This window comes from Nocardioides sp. Kera G14, from assembly GCF_020715565.1.
Classification (GTDB): Bacteria; Actinomycetota; Actinomycetes; order Propionibacteriales; family Nocardioidaceae; genus Nocardioides.
On record NZ_CP085839.1, the window covers coordinates 1,084,053 to 1,103,919 of the forward strand.

Below are 19,867 nucleotides of genomic sequence, written 5' to 3' on the forward strand. Positions count from 1 at the left end.
CATGAGCGTCGAGACGGGCCGTATCACCACCAACATCCCTGCTCGCCTGGACCGGCTTCCCTGGGCCCGCTGGCACTGGATGATCGTCATCGGCCTCGGGACCGTTTGGATCCTCGACGGTCTCGAGGTCACGATCGTCGGCTCGATGTCGGACGCCCTCAAGCCGCACGACACCGGGCTCGGCATGAGCAACTTCGACGTCGGCTTCGCCGGGGCGGCGTACGTCGCGGGTGCCTGCCTCGGCGCACTCTTCTTCGGCCAGCTGACCGACCGCTTCGGGCGCAAGAAGCTCTTCCTCGCGACCCTCGGCGTCTACACGATCGCGACCGTGCTCACCGCCTTCGCGCCTGCGCCGTGGTGGTACTTCGGCGCGCGTTTCCTCACCGGCACGGGCATCGGCGGTGAGTACGCCGCGATCAACTCCGCCATCGATGAGCTCATCCCGGCGCCGTACCGCGGACGTGTCGACGTGGCGATCAACGGCTCCTTCTGGGTCGGCGCCGCAGGTGGATCGCTGCTCACGATCCCGCTGCTGGACCCGCACGTCATCGACGCCTCGTGGGGCTGGCGGCTCGCGTTCGCCCTCGGCGCCGTGCTCGCCGTCGGCATCCTGGTCGTACGCCGACACGTGCCCGAGAGCCCGCGCTGGCTCTTCATCCACGGCCGCGAGGACGAGGCCGAGCGGATCGTCTCCGACATCGAGAGGACGGTCGCCGACGAGACGGGCGAGCAGCTCTCCACCCCGGACGACACCATCACCGTGCGCCAACGCAGGTCCATCGGTGTCGGCCTGATCGCGAAGACGGTCATCACCCTCTACCCCAAGCGCACGATCCTCTGCTTCTCCCTCTTCGTCGGGCAGGCGTTCCTCTACAACGCCTTCTTCTTCACGTACGGCGACACCCTCACCACCTTCCTCGGCGTCGGCCAGACCGGCTGGTACCTCGCTGCCTTCGCGGTCAGCAACTTCCTCGGCGCGCTCCTGCTCAGTCCACTCTTCGACCGACTGGGGCGCGTGCGGATGATCACTGCGACCTATGTCCTGTCGGGCCTGCTGCTCGCCGGCGCCGGCTTCTTCCTCGGCGACTTCAACGCCACGACGCTGACGATCATGGGCGCGGTGATCTTCTTCTTCGCGTCGGCCGGGGCGTCCGCGGCCTACCTGACGGCGAGTGAGGTGTTCCCGATGGAGACCCGTGCCCTCTGCATCGCCTTCTTCTACGCGATCGGCACGGCCGTCGGCGGGATCAGCGGCCCGCTGCTCTTCGGCTGGCTGATCGACCGAGCCTCGGCCGACAAGGACATCACCGCGATCGCGATCGGCTACTTCATCGGCGCCGCGCTGATGGTCGCCGGCGGCGTCGTGGAGGCGTTCCTCGGCGTGCGCGCCGAGGGCCGCTCACTGGAGAGCATCGCGCAGCCCCTGACGGCCGACGACGCGGAGCCGGCGCTAGCCTGACCAGGTGCAGCTCCACACCACGACCCTCGGTGAGACGGGGAGTCGGATCGTCTTCCTGCACGGTCTCTTCGGCCAGGGGCGCAATTGGCACACGCTCGGGCGCACCCTTGCCGCTGGGCCTGACGGGCACCGGGTGACGCTCGTGGACCTGCCCAACCACGGCCGCTCGCCGTGGACCGACCACGTCGACTACGTCGAGATGGCTGAGGCGGTCGCAGGGCTGCTCGACGCCGACGACCCGGTGACGCTCGTCGGGCACTCGATGGGTGGGAAGGTCGCGATGCTGACGGCCCTGCTCCACCCGCAGCTCGTCGCCCGACTCGTCGTGGCCGACATGTCACCCGTCGACTACCCGGTCGAGGAGGACGAGACGACCGGGGGAGTGCTGCGCTACGCGCGCATCCTGCGGGACGTCGACCTCGCCTCCTTCGGCTCACGAGCCGAGGTCGAGGCGGCGCTGCTGCCGCAGGTCCCCAACGACACGATTCGCGCCTTCCTCATGCAGAACCTGCATCGGGTCGACCCCGCGGACGGCGGTGGCTGGCGTTGGGCGGCCAATGTCGACGTACTCGCGCGGGACGGGGCGGCGCTCGCCAGCTGGCCCGCCAAGGCGCTGGCCGAGGCGCAGCCGTACGCCGGCCCGGTGCTGTGGATCGCCGGGGGAGAGTCCAGCTACGTCCGTCCGGAGTTCGACGAGGCGATGCATCGCTGGTTCCCCCAGGCGCGCAAGGTGACGATGAAGGGCGTCGGCCACTGGGTGCACTCGGAGAAGCCGGAGCTCTTCCTGCAGATCCTTCAGGCGTTCCTCGCGCGGTAGGCCTGCACGGCCGCCCGGTTGCCGCACGTGGTCGAGCAGAACCGCTTGGACCGGTTGCGGGAGAGGTCGAGGGCGACCGAGTCGCAGTCGTCGGCCGCGCAGACCGCGATGCGCGAGGACTCGTTGTCGCGGATGACGTCCACCATCGCCATCGCCGTCTCCACCGCGAGCTGGGTCACGAACGGAGCATTCGGCGGCTCGGCGTGGATGTGCCAGTCGAGCGTCTCGTGTCGCACGAGGCGGGGAACGGCGCCGGCCTCGTCCAGGATCGCGTTCACCATCTCGGCCGCCTCATCACGCCCTGCGAGCAACAGTGCACGCAGGGGGCCGCGCAGAGCCCGGACCGCTTCCAGCTCCGCCTTCGTGCCGTCGTAGCGGCCGGTCCACTCCCACCGCGCGCGGAAGGCCTGCAACTGGTCGACCGACGTGAGCCCGTCGGGATCGTCGGCGGTGTTGACGAGCTCCACGACGGCCTGCAGGGTCAACTCGGTGTCATGGGCGAATACCACGTTGACAGATTACAGGATCGCCACCTAGTGTCATGAGTCATGAGCACTGTGGCCCATGACGAGACGATCGCCGGTGCGCCTGCCTCGCGACTCGCCAGTGGTGTCCTGCTCGCGGCGATCTCGGCGCTGACCTTCGGCATGTCCGGCGGCTTCGCGTCGTCGCTCTTCGAGACCGGCTGGAGTCCCGGTGCGACCGCGCTCGTGCGCTCGGCGATCGGTGCGGTCGTGGCCCTGCCCTTCGGGCTCAGGGCGCTCGACGGTCGGTGGCACCTGCTCCGCGCCAACCTCGGCCTGCTCGTCGCCTACGGCATCCTTGCCGTCACGGGTGCCCAGTTCTGCTACTTCATGGCTGTCGAGCGCATGGAGGTCGGCCCAGCGCTCCTCATCGAGTACACCGCCCCGGCGACCGTCGTGCTCTGGCTGTGGCTGCGCCACGGCCAGCGTCCCGGCGTCATCACCCTCGTGGGGGCGGCCCTGGCCGCCGCGGGGCTGGTACTCGTCCTCAACCTCACCGGTGGGACCACGCTCAATCTCTCAGGCGTGGCCTGGTCCCTGCTCGCGATGATCGGCGCGGCGACGTACTTCGTCGTCAACGCCGACGAGGCGAGTGGGCTTCCACCGGTGACGCTCGCCGCCGGAGGCCTGGTCCTGGGCACCCTCTCGATGGTGGTCCTCGCCGTCGTGGGTGTCCTGCCGATGGCGGCGAGCACCGACCAGGTCGTCCTGCGCGGCCACGAGTTCCCGTGGTGGGTGCCCGTGCTCGCGCTCGGCGTGATCACGTCGGGCCTCGCCTACCTGACCGGCGTGGCCGCAGGCCGCCTGCTGGGGGCGCGGCTCGGTGCCTTCATCGCCCTCTTCGAGGTCGTCTCCGGCGTCTTCTTCGCCTGGCTCTTCGTCGCCGAGCTGCCCAGCGCGATCCAGCTCGTCGGGGGACTGCTGATCCTCGCCGGTGTGATCGCGGTCAAGGCCGGCGAAGGTACTGCCGACGATCCCGTGCTGCCGCCGAGCTGAGCCGCTAGCTGAGGTCCTGCTGTCGCACGAAGACCTCACGGGTGATCAGGAGCAGAGCTGCGGCGGTCGGGATGGCGAGAAGGGCGCCGACGACCCCGAGGAGCGAGGCGCCGATGAGGGCTGCAATGACCGTGAGTGAGCCCGGGATGTCGACGGAGCGCGACATCACCCGTGGGTAGATCACGTAGTTCTCCAGCTGCTGGTAGATCAGGTAGAAGATCACGCAGGCGATGCCGATCTTCGGATCCGTGGCGAACCCGATCGCGCAGACGATGAGCGCCCCGATCGTGGCACCGATCATCGGGATGACGTCGAGCAGGAAGACGACGAAGGCCAGCGCGACGGCGTACTGGCTCAGGCCGACGACGAAGAGGAAGATCGCCGACGAGAGGCCGGCGCACAGGGCGACGATGAAGGCACCTGAGACGTAGCCGCCGATGCCGCGGATCACCTGGTCGCCGAGCTTGCTGACCCGGTCGCGGCGCGAGGCCGGCGCGAGGCTGTAGACCGCGTTCGTGGTGGTGTCCAGGCCGGCGAGGAAGTAGAGCGTCAGCACGAAGACGACGAAGGCGTTGAGCAGTGCGCCGACGACGGCCAGGCCGACCCCGAGCGCTCCACCGAAGAGGTTGGAGGCGACGTCGCCGCTGGTGACGTACTCCTTGATCTTCTCGATGACGTGGTAATCGTCGTCGAGCTTCTGGATGTGCCGGTTGCTCTGGAGCGAGTCGAGCCAGGTCGGCGCGTTGGTCGTGATCCGGGTGACCTGGTCGGTGATGACCGGGACGAAGGCGACGAAGAAGAGCACGAGGGCCGCGAGCACCAGGGCGATGACCACGGTCACCGCCCACACCCGCTTGAAGCCGCGACGCTCGAAGAACGCCACCGACGGGTTCAGCCCGGCCGCGATGAAGAACGCGACGACGATCTGGACCAGCACCCCCGAGATGGTCCACATGATCATCCCGATGGCGGCCGCCGTCAGGAGACCGATGCCGAACAGCACGCCGAAGAGGTACGGCGCCCTGCGGTCGAACCGCTTGCCGGGCGTGCCGAGATCGACTCCCGCCGGCTGCGGGATGCCCTCATCCTCGGTGCCGTTGGTGCCGTCGTCGACGACCGGGGAGTCGGTCACTCGCTCTGGTCCGTCTGCGTCGTCTCAGCAGCCGGCGTGGCCTGGGTCTGCTCCGCCGGCTCCTCGGTCTCCTCGGTGTCATCCCGGCTGAAGCCGGCGACGATGTCACCGAGCGAGGAGAGCTGTGCCGAGATGGCGTCGCGGCGCTTGGTCATGCGCGCGACCTCCGCCTTGACGGCGGCCAGGGCGCGCTCGGCGTCGGCGGTGCCGGCCAGCTCGATCGACTCGGCCTGGTTGCGTGCCGCGTTGATGATCTGGTCGGCCTCGCGCTTGGCCTTGGCCAGGAGTGACTCGGTGTCGGACTGGGCCTGCTGGCGCGACTGGGCGATCTGGTTGTTGGCCGCACGCGCCCGGTCCTCGGCCGCTGCGGCTCGCGCCTCGGCGTCCTGGACGAGCGAGCGCGTCTCGGCCAGCTTGGAGGCGTGGAAGTCGGTGGCCTCGCGGGCCAGGCGCTCCTTCTCCACGGCCAGCATGCGGCGTGCCTCCTGGACCTCCCGGTCAGCACCGGCACGGGCCTGCTCGACCTCGCGCTGCGCCTGGGTCCGCATCTCGGTGGTCTCCTGCTCGGCAGCCAGCCGGAGCTGGTCGGCGTCACGCTTGGCCGCGGCGAGCAGGTCGTCGGCGTGGGCGCGCGCGAGGCTGCGCTCGTGCTCGGCGTCGCTGAGGAGCCGGGAGCGATGGTCCTCGAGCTCCTTGAGCTGTTCGGCCTTGATCCCGTCGAGCTCCTGCGTCGCCGCCAGGCGCAGGGCCCGGGCGTCGCGCTGGGCCTGGTCCCGGATCTCCGCGGCGTCGCGCTCGGCGTTGGCCCGGATCTCCGCTGCCTCCTCCTCGGCGAGGCGGAGCATCGCGCTGGCGCGACCGCCGAGACCGGCGTACGACGGCGCCTGGGTCTCGGTGAGCTGCTCGGTGGCGGCGGTGAGGCGCTCCTCGAGCTCGGCCGCCTTCTTCTTCGCCGCGTCCGCCTCGGCCTTCAGGGCCTCGATCTGCTTTCCCCACGTGGCGAGCAGCGCGTCGACCGGATCCTTCTCATAGCCGCCACGACGGGCGAGGGGAAGAGTGCCGCTGGCGGCGGCGAGGCCGTTCGGCGGTCCGGAGGTGGGGGCGGCCGACTTGCCGGCGTCGAAGATCGACAGGCCCTGATCGCTCATGGGTCAACTCTCAACTCAGATAGGGGAGACGCGCGCCTGGGGGTTCGCGCGCCTCCCCATCTTGTCAGATGCCCCGACGAGTCAACGGGCTCCTCGACTAGACGCCTCGGAACCTGTTGATCGCCTCAAGATGCTGCGCGCGGAACTCCTCGTTCGTGACGCCGAGGCCCTCCTCGGGCGCCAGACAGAGGACGCCGACCTTGCCCTGGTGCTTGTTGTGGTGCACGTCGAGGGCGGCCTGGCCGGTCTCCTCGAGCGTGTAGGTGCGGGACAGGGTCGGGTGGATCTTGCCCTGCGCGATGAGGCGGTTGGCCTCCCACGACTCACGGTAGTTCGCGAAGTGGCTCGAGATGATCTTCTTGAGGTTCATCCACAGGTAGCGGTTGTCGTACTCGTGCATGAAGCCCGAGGTCGAGGCACAGGTCGTGATCGTGCCGCCCTTGCGGGTGACGTAGACCGAGGCGCCGAAGGTCTCGCGGCCGGGGTGCTCGAAGACGATGTCGATGTCCTCGCCGCCCGTGAGCTCACGGATGGCCTTGCCGAGGCGCTGCCACTCCTTCGGGTTCTGCTTGGTGCCCTCCTCGTTCCAGAACTTGAAGTCCATCTCGGAGCGGTTGATGATCTTGTCCGCGCCCATGGAGCGCACGATCTGGGCCTTCTCCTCGTTGGAGACGACGCAGATCGGGTTGGCGCCGCCGTTGAGGGCGTACTGCGTGGCGAAGCCGCCGAGGCCGCCCGAGGCGCCCCAGATGAGGACGTTGTCGCCCTGCTTCATGTTGCCGCCGTTGGCGGAGACGAGCTGGCGGTACGCCGTGCAGTTGACCAGACCCGGCGACGCAGCCTCTTCCCACGTGAGGTGCTCGGGCTTCGGCATGAGCTGGTTGGCCTTGACCATCGCGACATCGGCGAGACCGCCGAAGTTGGTCTCGAAGCCCCAGATGCGCTGCGACGGGTCGAGCATCGTGTCGTTGTGGCCGTCCGGGGCCTCGAGCTCGACGGAGAGGCAGTGCGCGACGACGCGGTCGCCCGGCTTCCACTTGGTGACACCGGGACCGGTCTTGAGCACCACGCCGGAGAGGTCGGACCCGACGATGTGGTACGGCAGGTTGTGCCGCGCGCCGAGGTCGGACTCGCGGCCGTAACGCTCGAGGAAGCCGAACGTCGAGACCGGCTCGAAGATCGACGTCCACACCGTGTTGTAGTTGATCGCCGACGCCATCACGGCGACGAAGGCCTCGCCCGGGCCGAGCTCGGGAAGGGCGACCTCGTCCACGTGGAGCGACTTGCGCGGGTCCTTCTCCTTCGAGGGCACGCCCTCGAACATCTCGACCTCGTCCTTGTGGACGGTCACGGCACGGTAGGACTCGGGCAGCTCGAGGTTGGCGAAGTCCGCACTGGTGGCCTCACCAGACTGGATGGCGTCAAGGATCTTGTGCATGGGACGGGACGTTACTGGCGGGTAACAAACTTTGCTAGCCCTGTGGTCCAGTTCACTTCGATCCCACGCGGGTGATCGGTTGAGCCGCCTCGACGGTTGCGCCGATCCTCAGTGGGTGGCGTCCTTGGCGGGCTCGACGAGCTCGACGAGGACGCCACCTGCGTCCTTGGGGTGGACGAAGTTGATCCGGGAGTCCGACGTACCCCGGCGGGGGGCGTCGTACAGGAGACGGACGCCGCGTTCGCGGAGGATCGCGCTGACCTCGTCGACGTCGACGACGCGGTAGGCGAGCTGCTGGATGCCCTGGCCGTTCTTGTCGAGGAACTTCGCGATCGTCGACTCGGCACTCAGCGGAGCGAGCAGCTGGATCTTGGAGTCGGTGTCGCCGACGGCGAGCATCGCCTCGGCGACCCCCTGCTCCTCGTTGACCTCGCGGTGGATCTCCTTGAGGCCGAAGGTCGTCTCGTAGAACGCGATGGCCTCATCGAGGTCGGGAACCGCGATGCCGACGTGGTCGATGGCCGTGAACAGGTGCGCGGGAATCTCCAGTGAGGACGTCATGAAACCCATCGTGGCACAGCCCTAGCCATCGTTGTTACCGACGGGTAACGTGGAGTCATGACCACTGTGATCGTTGCTGGGGCGCGTACCCCGATCGGCCGTCTGCTCGGAAGCTTCAAGGGGCTCGCCGCCTCCGACCTCGGCGCCGTCGCCATCAAGGGCGCCCTCGAGAAGGCGGGCGTCTCACCCGACCAGGTCGACTACCTCATCGCGGGCCAGGTACTCCAGGCCGGTGCCGGCCAGAACCCGGCGCGCACCGCGGGCCTCAAGGCGGGCCTGCCGCAGTCGGTGCCGTCCATCACGATCAACAAGGTCTGCCTCTCGGGCATCAACGCCATCGCGCAGGCCGATCAGCTCATCCGTGCCGGCGAGGCGGAGATCGTCGTCGCCGGTGGCATGGAGTCGATGACGCAGGCTCCCCACCTCCTCCCGAAGTCCCGCGAGGGCTTCAAGTACGGCGACACCACGCTGGTCGACCACATGGCCTACGACGCGCTCTACGACCAGGCCACCACGCAGGCGATGGGCGCCCTCACCGAGGCGATCAACGCCGACCGCGACATCCCCCTCACCCGTGAGGAGCAGGACGAGTTCGCGGCCCGCTCACACCAGCTCGCCGCTGCTGCGCAGAAGAACGGCGTCTTCGACGACGAGATCGTCCCGGTGACCATCCCGCAGCGCCGCGGCGACGACGTCGTCGTGACCACCGACGAGGGCGTCCGCGCCGACACGACGGCCGAGAGCCTCGCCAAGCTGCCCCCGGCCTTCTCCAAGACCGGCAGCATCACGGCCGGTTCGGCCTCCCAGATCTCCGACGGCGCCGCGTTCGTCGTCGTGATGAGCAAGGAGAAGGCGGAGTCGCTCGGCCTCACCTGGCTCGCCGAGATCGTCTCGCACGGCCAGGTCGCCGGCCCGGACTCCTCCCTGCAGCTGCAGCCGGCCAACGCCACGGCCAAGGCGCTCGAGAAGGCCGGCCTCGCCGCTGAGGACCTCGACCTCGTCGAGTTCAACGAGGCGTTCGCCGCAGTCGGCCTCGAGTCGGCCGCCAAGCTCGGCATCGACGCGGAGAAGGTCAACGTCAACGGTGGCGCCATCGCCATCGGCCACCCGCTCGGTGCCTCCGGTGCGCGCATCACGCTCCACCTCGCGCTCGAGCTCGCTCGTCGTGGTGGCGGCGTGGGCGTCGCGGCCCTCTGCGGCGGTGGCGGCCAGGGTGACGCCCTCGTGCTGCGCGTGCCTGCGAAGGCGTGACACAGTCCGACTGTGCGGCCTGACGAACTCGTAGCGGCCGCCCGGGGAGGTTCTCCCCGGGCGGTCGCTCGCCTTATCTCCCTCGTCGAGGGAGATTCACCGCTGCTCCGCGACGTGATGGCCGAGCTCGCGCCACACACCGGGCATGCCCGCATCGTGGGAATCACCGGGTCGCCGGGCGTCGGGAAGTCGACGACCACCAGCGCGCTGGTCACCGAGTTGCGCAAGCGGGACCAGCGGGTCGGCGTACTGGCGGTGGATCCCTCCTCGCCGTTCAGCGGGGGAGCGCTGCTCGGTGACCGGATCCGGATGGGCGACCATGCCACGGATGCCGGTGTCTTCATCCGCTCGATGGCCTCGCGTGGACATCTGGGCGGGCTGGCGTGGACCACGCCTCAGGCCGTCCGGGTCCTCGACGCCGCGGGCTTCGACACCGTGATCATCGAGACCGTGGGCGTCGGCCAGTCCGAGGTCGAGATCGCCGCCCTCGCCGACACCACCCTCGTCCTCCTGGCCCCCGGCATGGGCGACGGCATCCAGGCGGCGAAGGCCGGCATCCTCGAGATCGGCGACCTCTTCGTGGTCAACAAGGCCGACCGTGAGGGCGCCTCGAACGTCAGCCGGGACCTGCGCGGCATGCTCTCCCTCGCCGAGAGGCGCGAAGGCGCGTGGCAGCCCGAGATCCTCAAGACCGTCTCCCAGGACGGGACCGGCCTCGACGAGGTCGCTGCCGCGATCGACCGCCATCACGCGTGGCTCGCCGAGACGGGCGAGCTGGGGGAGCGACGGGCGCGACGGGCGCGTGAAGAGGTCCAGGCGATCGCGCTGGAGATGATGCGTGCGCGGTGGGGTGACGTCGGCGGTGCCGGCGAGCTCGAGACGCTCGCGCGGGCCGTGGCGGCGGGGGAGTCCGACCCCTACACCGCGGCCGACCGCCTCATCGGGCCTCAATAGAATGACCGCATGACGCACGGCGCCTTCGACCTCTCCGGACTCAAGCGACCCACTCCCGCCCCGGCAGCGCCTCCCGCGGGCGGAGCGGCAGGCGGTACGCCGACCACCGGCGCCTACACCGTCCCCGTCTCCGACGAGGCGGGATTCCAGGCTGTCGTCGAGGCGTCGATGACGGCGCCGGTCGTGATGGTCTTCACCTCTCCGTCGCGGATGCCGGCGAGCGCCGACTACGGCCGCGACGTGGCCTCGGTCGTCGAAGGCTATGACGGCCGTTTCCTCGCGGCGCTCGTCGATGCCGATCAGGCGCCGGCGCTCGCGAGTGCCCTGCAGGTGCAGCAGGTGCCGACGACGTACGTCCTGCTCGACGGGCGCCCGGCGATGCAGCCGATTCCCGGGGTGGTCAGCACCGAGGAGCTGCAGGCGCTCTTCCAGCAGTTGGGTCAGCAGCTGACCATGCAGGGCATCACCGCGCGCCACCAGCCCCGCCATGCCGCGGCCGAGGACGGCGAGGAGGGCGCCGACCCGCGTTATGCCGCCGCCGAGGAGGCACTCGTGTCCGGCGACATCGACTCTGCCGTGGCGGAGTACCAGAAGCTCGTCGACGGCAACCCCGCCGACACCGAGGCCGCCCGTGGCCTGGCCATGGCGAAGGTGCTGCAGCGCACCCAGGGCGTCGACGCTGCTGCCGCCCGCGCTGCTGCGGAGAACGCCGACGATCTCCACGCCCAGATCATGGCCGCCGACCTCGACCTGCTCGACGGGCGGGTCGAGGAGGCCTTCGCCCGGCTCGTCGACACGGTCGCACGGACCGCGGGGGATGAGCGCACCAAGGCACGTGAGCACCTGATCTCGCTCTTCGAGGCCGTGGGCAACGACGACCAGCGGGTTCTCACCGCCCGCCGCAACCTCGCCTCCGCGCTCTTCTGACCTCCCCGGATCTCGTGGTCAGAGGGGGCGGCCGGACTCGGTGTAGACCGCTCCCTCGCCGTCGACCCGGGCGAGGGCCGCGCGGATCCGGCGAGCGGTGAAGTCCTTGGCCCGCTCGTCGATCTCGTCGAGCGTGCAGAAGGCCACCGACTTGATCTCGCGCGCCTGCCGCACCACCCGGTCGACCAGCGCCGCCTCGTGCACGCCGCCGTCGAAGACGAGGCAGACCGCGTCGTCCCAACCGCTCCACGGAGGCAGCCAGTCGGTGAGCAGCAGTTCGCTCGTCGGGATCGTGAGGGCGAGCTCCTCCTCGACCTCACGCATCACGGCGAGGGCGGGGGACTCGTTGACCTCGACGACGCCACCGGGAAGGTCCCAGTCGCGCTTGTAGGTGAGCTGGCAGAGCAGCACGCGCGGCTCGTCGCCCTCGGCGCGGATGAGCATCTGTCCGATGGCACGCTTCCGCGGCAGCACCGAGTTGAGATAGGAGCGGACACCCTCGTCGTCGCGCGGGTCGGGCCGATCGGTCACGCACTCACCCTACGCAGCCAGAGCATCGTCAGCGGGGGCAGGTCGAAGGTGTCGGCCGCGGTGACCGGCAGGCTCGGGCCGCGGTCGTGGCCGCCGTACGCCGACCCGTCGGTGTTCAGCACGGCCCGCCAACTGCCCTCCGGCAGGTCGAAGGAGCGCCGCACCTGCTGGTCGGAGAGGTTGAGGATGGCGACCAGCTCCGCGCCGCCGCCCTGGCGTAGGAAGCAGAAGGTGGAGTGGTCCCTGTCGTCGGCGTCGATCCAGCGGAAGCCGTCGGGTTGGTTGTCGAGCGACCACAGTGCGGGGCAGTCGCGGTAGACCCGGTTGAGGTCACGCACGAGGGCCTGGACGCCGGAATGCCCGGCGGCGTCGCCGGACGACGCCGGATCGAGCAGCCACCAGTTGATCTCCCCGGACTCGGCCCACTCGGCCACCTGGCCGATCTCACAACCCATGAAGAGGAGCTGCTTGCCGGGATGGGCCCACTGGAAGGCCAGATAGGCGCGCAGACCGGCGAACTGCTGCTCGCGTGAGCCGGGCATCTTGGTCAACAACGAGCCCTTGCCGTGCACGACCTCGTCGTGACTGAGGGGCAGCACGAAGTTCTCGGACCACGCGTAGGTCAGGGGAAGGGCGAGGTCGTGTTGGTGCCAGGGCCGGTGGACGGGCTCCCGTTGCATGTACTCGAGCGTGTCGTGCATCCAGCCCATGTTCCACTTGAAGCCGAAGCCCAGACCGCCGTGCTCGGTCGCCCGCGTGACGCCCGGCCAGGCGGTCGACTCCTCGGCGATCAGGACGATGCCGGGCACGCGTCCGTAGGCGATCTCGTTGAGCTCCTGCAGGAACTGCACCGCCTCGAGATGCTCATGACCCCCATGGATGTTGGGTTTCCACTCGCCGTCATTGCGGGAGTAGTCGAGGTAGAGCATCGACGCGACACCGTCGACGCGGAGCCCGTCGACGTGGAACTCCTCGGCCCAGTAGAGTGCGTTCGAGATGAGGAAGTCACGCACCTCCGGCCGGCCGAAGTCGAAGATCCACGAGCCCCATTCGGGATGGAATCCGCGCTGGGGATCCGGGTGCTCGTAGAGCGCCTGTCCGTCGAAGCGACCCAACGCCCAGTCATCGGTCGCGAAGTGGCCGGGCACCCAGTCGAGGATGATGCCGATGCCGGCCTGGTGCAGCTTGTCCACGAGATAGCGGAAGTCGTCGGGTGAGCCGAGCCGTGAGTCCGGCGCGTAGTAGCCCGTGACGTGATAGCCCCACGAGCCGCCGAACGGATGCTGCATGACGGGCATCAGCTCGACGTGGGTGAAGCCCATCTCCACGACGTACGCGGTGAGGTCGTCGGCGAGGTCGCGGTAGCAGCGGCCGCGACGCCAGGAGGCCAGATGGACCTCGTACGTCGAGAACGGCTGAGCATGCGCCTGCCAGGTGCTCCGTCGGGCCAACCACGGGCCGTCGTCCCACGTGTAGTGGGACTCCTCCACGATCGACGCCGAGGCGGGGGCGACCTCGGCGCGCCGGGCGAGCGGGTCCGCCCGATCGCTCCAGTGTCCGTTCGAGCCGTGGATCGCGAACTTGTAGCGCGCGCCGGCCGCGACTCCGTCGATGACGGTGGTCCACACGCCGTCGTCGCCGCGGGTGAGTGGGTTGCGACCGCCGTCCCAGTCGTTGAAGTCGCCCTTCACCTGCACGTCGCGCGCATGCGGAGCCCAGACGGTGAAGCGGGTGCCGACGAGGTGGCCGGCAGCGTCGCGCAGCACGTGGGCGCCCTGCCGGCGCCAGAGGTCGGTGTGGGTGGAGTTCATCGCGTCGCCACGAGAACGTGGGCGACCTGGCCCGCCACCGGGTCGAGCCGGACGTAGTTGTCGGCACCCCACTCCCATGTCGCGCCGCTGAGTTCGTCGCGGACGGTGAAGCGCGGGGGCAGGCCGAGGGCGGCGAGGTCGAGGTGGACCATGCTCTCGACCGGGCCTGTCGGGTTGAGGGCCACGACGACGATGAGGATCTCGCCGTCCTCGCCCGGCGTCGTCTTGGTGAAGGCGACGATCTCGTCACCCTCCACAGGGACGATGCGCAGGTTGCGCAGCAGCTGCAGCGCGGGATGGGCGCGACGCAGTTCGTTGAGGCGGGTCAGCCAGGGGGCGAGCGACCTGCCCTTGGCCTCCGCCCGCGCCCAGTCGCGCTTCACGAGCTGGTACTTCTCGGAGTCGATGTACTCCTCGGCACCGGGACGCGGCACGTGCTCGCAGAGCTCGTAACCGCTGTAGACGCCCCAGGTCGGGCTGGACAGGGCGGCGAGTGCCGCGCGGATCCGGAACGCCGCATGGCCTCCCTCCTGGAGGTAGGCGTGGAGGATGTCCGGCGTGTTCGTCCAGAAGGCAGGCCGCATCATGTGGTCGGTCCGACTGCTCACCTCGGTGAGGTAGTCCTCGATCTCGGCGCGACCCGTGCGCCACGTGAAGTAGGTGTAGGACTGGTGGAATCCCACCTCTCCCAGCGTGCGCATCATCGCCGGGCGCGTGAACGCTTCGGCCAGGAAGATCACGTCGGGGTCCGTTTCGCGGACCTGCGCCAGGAGCCACTGCCAGAAGTCGACCGGCTTGGTGTGCGGGTTGTCGACGCGGAAGATCCGCACGCCGCGGTCCATCCAGAACCGCACGATGCGCAGCACCTCGGCGCGGATGCCGTCGGGATCGTTGTCGAAGTTGATCGGGTAGATGTCCTGGTACTTCTTCGGCGGGTTCTCCGCATACGCGATCGTGCCGTCGGCACGCGTGGTGAACCACTCCGGGTTGGACGTCACCCACGGGTGGTCCGGCGCGGCCTGCAGTGCGAGGTCCAGCGCGATCTCCAGGCCCAGCTCGGAGGCACGCGCGACGAACGCGTCGAAGTCGTCGAGTGTGCCGAGCGACGGCTCGATCGCGTCGTGCCCACCGTGCTTGGAGCCGATCGCCCACGGGCTGCCGACCCAGTCCGCCGGCGCCGGTTCGCCGACGGGCAGGACCATGTTGTTCGGCCCCTTCCGGTTGACCTCGCCGATCGGGTGGATCGGCGGCAGGTAGACCACGTCGAATCCCATCGCGGCGATCGCGTCGAGTCGCTTCGTGGCACCGACGAAGCCGCCCTCGGACCGCGGGAAGAACTCGTACCAGCTCCCCGTGAGTGCCCGGCGCCTGTCGACGTACGTCGGGAGCGGGCCGACCACGGTGAGCAGGTCCCTCAGGGGATGGGTGCAGGCTGCGACGGCGAGTGAATCCATCAACGTGTCACCGACGTCGGGGACGAAGCCCTCGGCGCGCACGCGCTCCAACAGTCGCTCGCCCTCGAGGTGCATGAGGTCGACGTCGACCCCGGCGGCGATCTTGATCGGCGCGTCGTGCAACCACGTTCCGATCGGGTCGGACCACGCCTGGATCTCGAAACTCCAGGCACCGGGCTCACCGGCGGTGACCCACGCCTCATGACGATCCGTGCCGGGCACGATCTCGACCATCCGCACCGGAGGCTGTCGCACTCCGGTGGGGGAGATCAGGACGACCTCGGCGCCGAACAGGTCGTGTCCCTCGCGGAAGACGGTCGCGCGCACCGGGAACGGCTCACCGACCGCCGCCTTCGGCGAGCCGTACTCGAGCACGGGGTGGACGTCCACGATCGGGATCCGGCCAAGAGTCGCCATACGACTCAACCTACCCAGTTGCGCCGATCACGATCCTCGGATGACGACCAGCGTGCGCGGGCCGAGGGTGAGCGTGTCACCGGCCTTCACCGGCATGCCGAGGCGAACGGTGTCGCAGGTGGAGAGGGCGACGTCGCCGGAGAGCACCCACTGCTGGACCGGCAGTGTGACCTCGACGGGCGTGTCGGCGCCGTTGAACCACAGCACGAAGGAGTCGTCGAGGATCTGGTGACCGTGCCGGTCCGACGAGCGCAGCGGCCCGCCCGAGACGAACGTGCCGACCGTGAGCAGCGACGGGTCCGCCCAGTCGCTGTCGTTCATCTCGCGCCCGGCCGGGTGCAGCCAGGCGAGGTCCTTCGGGCCCCCCACGATCGTGGGCGAGCCCGCGAACCAGTGCCGCTGCCGCAGCGCGGGGTGGTCACGGCGCAGCTTGATCGCTGCCTTGGTGATCTCGAAGAGGTCGAGCCAGGCGGCCTCGACCGTCCAGTCCACCCAGCTGATCGCATTGTCCTGGCAGTAGGCGTTGTTGTTGCCCTGCTGCGTGCGGCCCCGCTCGTCGCCGGCGGTGATCATGGGGACGCCGTTGGAGAGCAGCAGCATCAGCATCATGTTCGCTGCGTCCTTGCGGCGCATCGCATCGATCCCGGGATCGTCGGTCTCGCCTTCGGCGCCGTGGTTCCAGGACCGGTTGTTGTCCGTGCCGTCCGTGTTGTCCTCGCCGTTGGCCTCGTTGTGCTTGCCGTCGTAGGAGACGAGGTCGCGCAGCGTGAAGCCGTCGTGCGCGGTGATGAAGTTGACGGAGTTGTACGCCGACCGCCCGTCGTCCGCGTAGAGGTCGCTGGAGCCCGCGAGGCGGGTCGCCACGTCCCGCACGCCGTGGGCGTGGCCGCGCCAGAAGTCGCGGATGGTGTCGCGGAACTGGTCGTTCCACTCCACCCACGGCGGCGGCATCCGGCCGACGAGGTAACCGTCCTGGCTGGTGTCCCACGGCTCGGCGATGAGCTTCACGTGGCGCAGGATCGGGTCCTGACCGATCGCGATCAGCAGTGCACAGTGGAAGTCGATGTCGGTGCCGGTGCGGGTGAGCGCGCTCATCAGGTCGAAGCGGAAGCCGTCGACGTGCATCTCGGTGACCCAGTAGCGCAGCGAGTCGAGGATGAGACGGAGCGCGAGGTCGTCCCACGTGTTGACGGTGTTGCCGCAGCCGGTGACGTCCCAGTAGGTGTCGTCGTACTCGCCCTGGGGGCCGGGCGGGACGCGCTTGTAGAAACCGCAGTCGTCGAGGCCGCGGAAGGAGAGCGTCGGGCCCTTGGGGCCGGCCTCCGCCGTGTGGTTGTAGACGACGTCGAGGATCACCTCGATGCCTGCGCGGTGCAGCTCCTTGACCATCGACTTGAACTCGGTGACCTGCTGCCCGCGATCGCCCGAGGAGCTGTAGGACGCATCGGGGGCGAAGTAGGAGACGGTGTTGTAGCCCCAGTAGTTGACGAGGCCGCGGTCGAGCAGGGAGGGCTCGGAGAAGAACTGGTGCACTGGCAGCAGCTCGACGGCGGTGACGCCCAGCTCCTTGAGGTAGTCCACAACAGCGGGGGAGGCGAGCCCGGCGTACGTGCCACGCAGCTCCTCGGGGACCTGGGGGTGGAGCTTGGTGAAGCCCTTCACGTGCATCTCGTAGATGACGGTGTCGCGCCAGCGGCGCTGGATGGGGGTCTCACCCTCCCAGTCGAAGGTCGGATCGACGACGACGCTGCGGGCGGTGGTCGGCGCGGAGTCCTCGAGGTCGGGTTCGTCCGGGTCATCCCAGCGGTACCCGTAGAGGGCCTGCTCGTTCTGGATGGTGCCGCTGGTCGCGAGACCGTAGGGGTCGAGGAGGAGCTTGTTGATGTTGAAACGCAGGCCCTTCTCGGGTGCCCACTCGCCGTCGGCCCGGAAGCCATAGCGCTGACCGGGCCGGAGATCGGGGAGCGCGCCGTGCCAGATGCCGAGGGACTGCTCGACCAATTGGTAGCGCGTCTCGACGTCGGTTCCGTCCGGCCCCTCCTCGAAGAGGCAGACCCACATGGCTCGAGCACGCGGGGCGTAGACGGCGAAGTTGGTCGACTCCGGCTCCCACGTCGCGCCGAGCGGCCAGTTGCGTCCGCGCCAGACGGAACGTGTCTCGCCGAGTCGTGTCCAGAGTTCCACGCGGACATTGTGCCGTCGATAAGGTCACCGCATGCAGATGACGACCACTCAGGCGCGCGTGATCGCCGCGCAGGTTCTCTGGGTCCTCTGCTCCCTCGCCGCGCTCGTCCTCGCGCTGGGTGCGATCTGCATCGCGCTCCAGGCGAACGAGGACAACCCCTTCATCTCCGCGGTCCTGCATGTGGCGGACGTCCTCGACCTCGGCATCTTCGACCGTGCCCACGGCCTGAAGACATGGACGTCGGAGAACGCCCACACCAAGAACGCGCTCTTCAACTGGGGGCTAGGATCCCTGGTGTGGCTTGCCCTCGGGTGGCTTGCGGACCGTTTCGTCCGACCCGCGGTTGCACGTAAGTGACTCGCGAGTAACATCGGCTCCATGAACATTGTGGTGCTCGTGAAGTACGTGCCCGACGCGACGGCGGACCGCCGGTTCGAGTCGGACAACACTGTCGACCGCGTTGGCGTCGATGGTCTTCTGTCCGAGCTCGACGAGTACGCCGTCGAGCAGGCCCTCCAGATCAAGGAGAAGCGTGACGGCGAGGAGATCGAGGTCACCGCGCTGACCGTCGGTCCCGCCGAAGCCGAGGCCGCTGTCCGCAAGGCTCTCCAGATGGGCGCCGACAAGGGTGTGCACGTCGTGGACGACGCCATCGCCGGCTCGGACGCGATCGCCACCTCCCTCGTGCTCGCCAAGGCGATCGAGAAGCTGGGCGCCGAGAAGAAGGTCGACCTCGTCGTCACCGGCCTGGCCTCGACCGACGCCAGCCTGTCGGTCATCCCGGCGATGCTCGCCGAGCGTCTGGGCCTGCCGCAGGTCACGCTCGCCTCCGTCGTGGAGACGCAGGGCGACCAGGTCCGGATCAAGCGCGACACCGACAACGCCACCGAGGTCATCGGTGGTCAGCTCCCGCTCGTCCTCTCGGTCACCGACCAGTCGGGCGAGGCGCGTTACCCGTCCTTCAAGGGCATCATGGCCGCGAAGAAGAAGCCGCTGGAGACCTGGGGTCTGGGTGACCTCGGTGTCGAGGCCGGCTCGGTCGGCCTGGGTGCGGCCTACACCGCCGTCGAGACCGTGACGGCCCGCCCGCCGCGGACCGCCGGCGAGATCGTCAAGGACGAGGACGGCTCGGGCGCCAAGGCGCTCGCCGGATTCCTCGCCTCCAAGAAGTTCATCTGAGTCGGCCGTAGGAGATATCGCCATGTCTGAAGTTCTCGTTCTCGTCGACGCCCAGCCGGACTCCTCCGGAGCCGTCTCCGTGAAGAAGCCGACCCTGGAGCTCCTCACCCTCGCCAAGCGCCTGGGTGAGCCGTCTGCCGTCTTCATCGGTGCCCCCGGTGAGGCCGACGCCGTCGCCGGTGTCGTCAAGGGCTACGGCGCCGAGAAGGTGTACGTCGTCGACGACGCGCAGATCAAGGGCTATCTCGTCGCGCCCAAGGCCGAGGCCCTCGCGCAGCTCGCCGCGTCGGTCTCTCCTGCCGCGATCCTGCTGCCCTCCAACGCCGAGACGAAGGAGATCGCGGCCCGGCTCGCGATCAAGATCGACTCCGGCCTGATCCTCGACGCCGTCGACGTACAGGCCGCTGAGGGCACCGCAGTCGCAACCCAGTCCGTGTTCGCCGGCAACTTCACCCTCGAGGGCAAGGTCACCAAGGGCACGCCGATCATCACGGTCAAGCCGAACTCGGCCGCCCCCGAGGAGGTCGCCGGTGCTGGTGCCGTGACGCCGTTCGAGGTCACCATCTCCGACGCCGCCAAGACCGCGCAGATCGTCGCGACGCAGCCGCGTCAGGCGACCGGTCGTCCCGAGCTCACCGAGGCCGCGATCATCGTGTCCGGTGGTCGCGGTACGGGCGGCAACTTCGAGCCGGTCGAGAACCTCGCCGACGTGCTGGGTGCCGCGGTCGGTGCCTCGCGTGCCGCGGTCGACTCGGGCTGGAAGCCGCACTCGTTCCAGGTCGGCCAGACCGGCAAGACCGTCTCCCCGCAGCTCTACATGGCCAACGGCATCTCCGGTGCGATCCAGCACCGCGCCGGCATGCAGACCTCGAAGACGATTGTGGCGGTCAACAAGGACGAGGAGGCCCCGATCTTCGAGCTCGTCGACTTCGGCGTCGTGGGCGACCTGCACAACGTCCTCCCCGCCCTGACCGAGGAGATCAAGACCCGCAAGGGCTGACGTCGTGATCCACGAGGATGCCCCCGGCCGTGTCCCGGCCGGGGGCATCCTCGTTCACCAGATGGACACGGTCATTCACAGCC

General features: G+C 69.0%; 18 protein-coding genes. 9 read left to right on the top strand and 9 right to left on the bottom strand.

The window, feature by feature from the left end; translation table 11 throughout:
* The first annotated feature begins 1 nt into the window (after position 1).
* Together LH076_RS05450 and LH076_RS05455 are read left to right on the top strand one after the other, a co-directional pair.
* Positions 2-1,459, top strand: a complete 1,458-nt coding sequence (locus tag LH076_RS05450) for an MFS transporter (protein WP_227782981.1) — start codon at positions 2-4, stop codon at positions 1,457-1,459.
* A gap of 4 nt (positions 1,460-1,463) precedes the next feature.
* Complete coding sequence (locus LH076_RS05455) at positions 1,464-2,276, top strand: alpha/beta fold hydrolase (RefSeq protein WP_227782982.1); 813 nt, start codon at positions 1,464-1,466, stop codon at positions 2,274-2,276.
* Here the strand turns inward: LH076_RS05455 and LH076_RS05460 are convergent.
* Positions 2,255-2,785 (bottom strand): CGNR zinc finger domain-containing protein, encoded by a 531-nt coding sequence (locus LH076_RS05460; protein WP_227782983.1) that lies wholly within the window; start codon positions 2,783-2,785, stop codon positions 2,255-2,257. The two genes, LH076_RS05455 and LH076_RS05460, sit on opposite strands and share 22 nt — an antisense overlap.
* Positions 2,786-2,824: 39 nt before the next feature.
* Between LH076_RS05460 and LH076_RS05465 the strand changes: the two genes are divergently transcribed.
* Positions 2,825-3,796, top strand: a complete 972-nt coding sequence (locus LH076_RS05465; protein WP_227782984.1) for an EamA family transporter — start codon at positions 2,825-2,827, stop codon at positions 3,794-3,796.
* Between the two features lie 4 nt (positions 3,797-3,800).
* Here LH076_RS05465 and LH076_RS05470 read toward each other — a convergent pair whose 3' ends face one another.
* The 4 genes from LH076_RS05470 to mce form a co-directional block, all read right to left on the bottom strand.
* On the bottom strand, positions 3,801-4,928 hold the full coding sequence (locus LH076_RS05470; RefSeq protein ID WP_227782985.1) for an AI-2E family transporter: 1,128 nt from the start codon (positions 4,926-4,928) through the stop codon (positions 3,801-3,803).
* Positions 4,925-6,076 (bottom strand): hypothetical protein, encoded by a 1,152-nt coding sequence (locus tag LH076_RS05475; RefSeq protein ID WP_227782986.1) that lies wholly within the window; start codon positions 6,074-6,076, stop codon positions 4,925-4,927. The genes LH076_RS05470 and LH076_RS05475 overlap by 4 nt, the downstream gene beginning before the upstream one ends.
* Before the next feature lie 97 nt (positions 6,077-6,173).
* Positions 6,174-7,514 (bottom strand): crotonyl-CoA carboxylase/reductase, encoded by a 1,341-nt coding sequence (ccrA, locus tag LH076_RS05480; RefSeq protein ID WP_227782987.1) that lies wholly within the window; start codon positions 7,512-7,514, stop codon positions 6,174-6,176.
* Between the two features lie 108 nt (positions 7,515-7,622).
* Positions 7,623-8,084: a methylmalonyl-CoA epimerase gene (gene mce, locus LH076_RS05485; RefSeq protein WP_227782988.1), complete on the bottom strand. Its 462-nt coding sequence runs from the start codon at positions 8,082-8,084 to the stop codon at positions 7,623-7,625.
* Between the two features lie 48 nt (positions 8,085-8,132).
* Between mce and LH076_RS05490 the strand changes: the two genes are divergently transcribed.
* From LH076_RS05490 to LH076_RS05500, 3 genes are read left to right on the top strand one after another with little or no spacing between them, the layout of a single operon-like run.
* Positions 8,133-9,326, top strand: a complete 1,194-nt coding sequence (locus LH076_RS05490; RefSeq protein ID WP_227782989.1) for an acetyl-CoA C-acetyltransferase — start codon at positions 8,133-8,135, stop codon at positions 9,324-9,326.
* A gap of 12 nt (positions 9,327-9,338) precedes the next feature.
* Complete coding sequence (meaB, locus tag LH076_RS05495) at positions 9,339-10,280, top strand: methylmalonyl Co-A mutase-associated GTPase MeaB (protein WP_227782990.1); 942 nt, start codon at positions 9,339-9,341, stop codon at positions 10,278-10,280.
* A 9-nt stretch (positions 10,281-10,289) separates the two neighbouring features.
* Positions 10,290-11,207 (top strand): co-chaperone YbbN, encoded by a 918-nt coding sequence (locus LH076_RS05500; protein WP_227782991.1) that lies wholly within the window; start codon positions 10,290-10,292, stop codon positions 11,205-11,207.
* 18 nt (positions 11,208-11,225) lie between these two features.
* Here the strand turns inward: LH076_RS05500 and LH076_RS05505 are convergent, their stop codons facing one another.
* From LH076_RS05505 to glgX, 4 genes are read right to left on the bottom strand one after another with little or no spacing between them, the layout of a single operon-like run.
* The gene (locus LH076_RS05505) at positions 11,226-11,738 is read right to left on the bottom strand and encodes an NUDIX domain-containing protein (protein ID WP_227782992.1); all 513 of its coding nucleotides are present in this window, start codon (positions 11,736-11,738) and stop codon (positions 11,226-11,228) included.
* Positions 11,735-13,549, bottom strand: a complete 1,815-nt coding sequence (glgB, locus tag LH076_RS05510; RefSeq protein WP_227782993.1) for a 1,4-alpha-glucan branching protein GlgB — start codon at positions 13,547-13,549, stop codon at positions 11,735-11,737. The genes LH076_RS05505 and glgB overlap by 4 nt, the downstream gene beginning before the upstream one ends.
* Positions 13,546-15,420: a maltotransferase domain-containing protein gene (locus tag LH076_RS05515; protein ID WP_227782994.1), complete on the bottom strand. Its 1,875-nt coding sequence runs from the start codon at positions 15,418-15,420 to the stop codon at positions 13,546-13,548. The genes glgB and LH076_RS05515 overlap by 4 nt, the downstream gene beginning before the upstream one ends.
* Before the next feature lie 27 nt (positions 15,421-15,447).
* Positions 15,448-17,604 (bottom strand): glycogen debranching protein GlgX, encoded by a 2,157-nt coding sequence (gene glgX, locus LH076_RS05520; RefSeq protein ID WP_227782995.1) that lies wholly within the window; start codon positions 17,602-17,604, stop codon positions 15,448-15,450.
* A 31-nt stretch (positions 17,605-17,635) separates the two neighbouring features.
* Here glgX and LH076_RS05525 point away from each other — a divergent pair, with 31 nt between their 5' ends.
* The 3 genes from LH076_RS05525 to LH076_RS05535 are packed head-to-tail and all read left to right on the top strand — an operon-like array spanning position 17,636 to position 19,784.
* The gene (locus tag LH076_RS05525) at positions 17,636-17,962 is read left to right on the top strand and encodes a hypothetical protein (protein ID WP_227782996.1); all 327 of its coding nucleotides are present in this window, start codon (positions 17,636-17,638) and stop codon (positions 17,960-17,962) included.
* Positions 17,963-17,983: 21 nt separating this feature from the next.
* Positions 17,984-18,784 carry an electron transfer flavoprotein subunit beta/FixA family protein gene (locus LH076_RS05530; RefSeq protein WP_227782997.1) on the top strand — a complete coding sequence of 267 codons (801 nt, stop codon included), beginning with the start codon at positions 17,984-17,986 and terminating at the stop codon, positions 18,782-18,784.
* A gap of 22 nt (positions 18,785-18,806) precedes the next feature.
* Positions 18,807-19,784: an electron transfer flavoprotein subunit alpha/FixB family protein gene (locus tag LH076_RS05535; protein ID WP_227782998.1), complete on the top strand. Its 978-nt coding sequence runs from the start codon at positions 18,807-18,809 to the stop codon at positions 19,782-19,784.
* Positions 19,785-19,867: the final 83 nt, after the last annotated feature.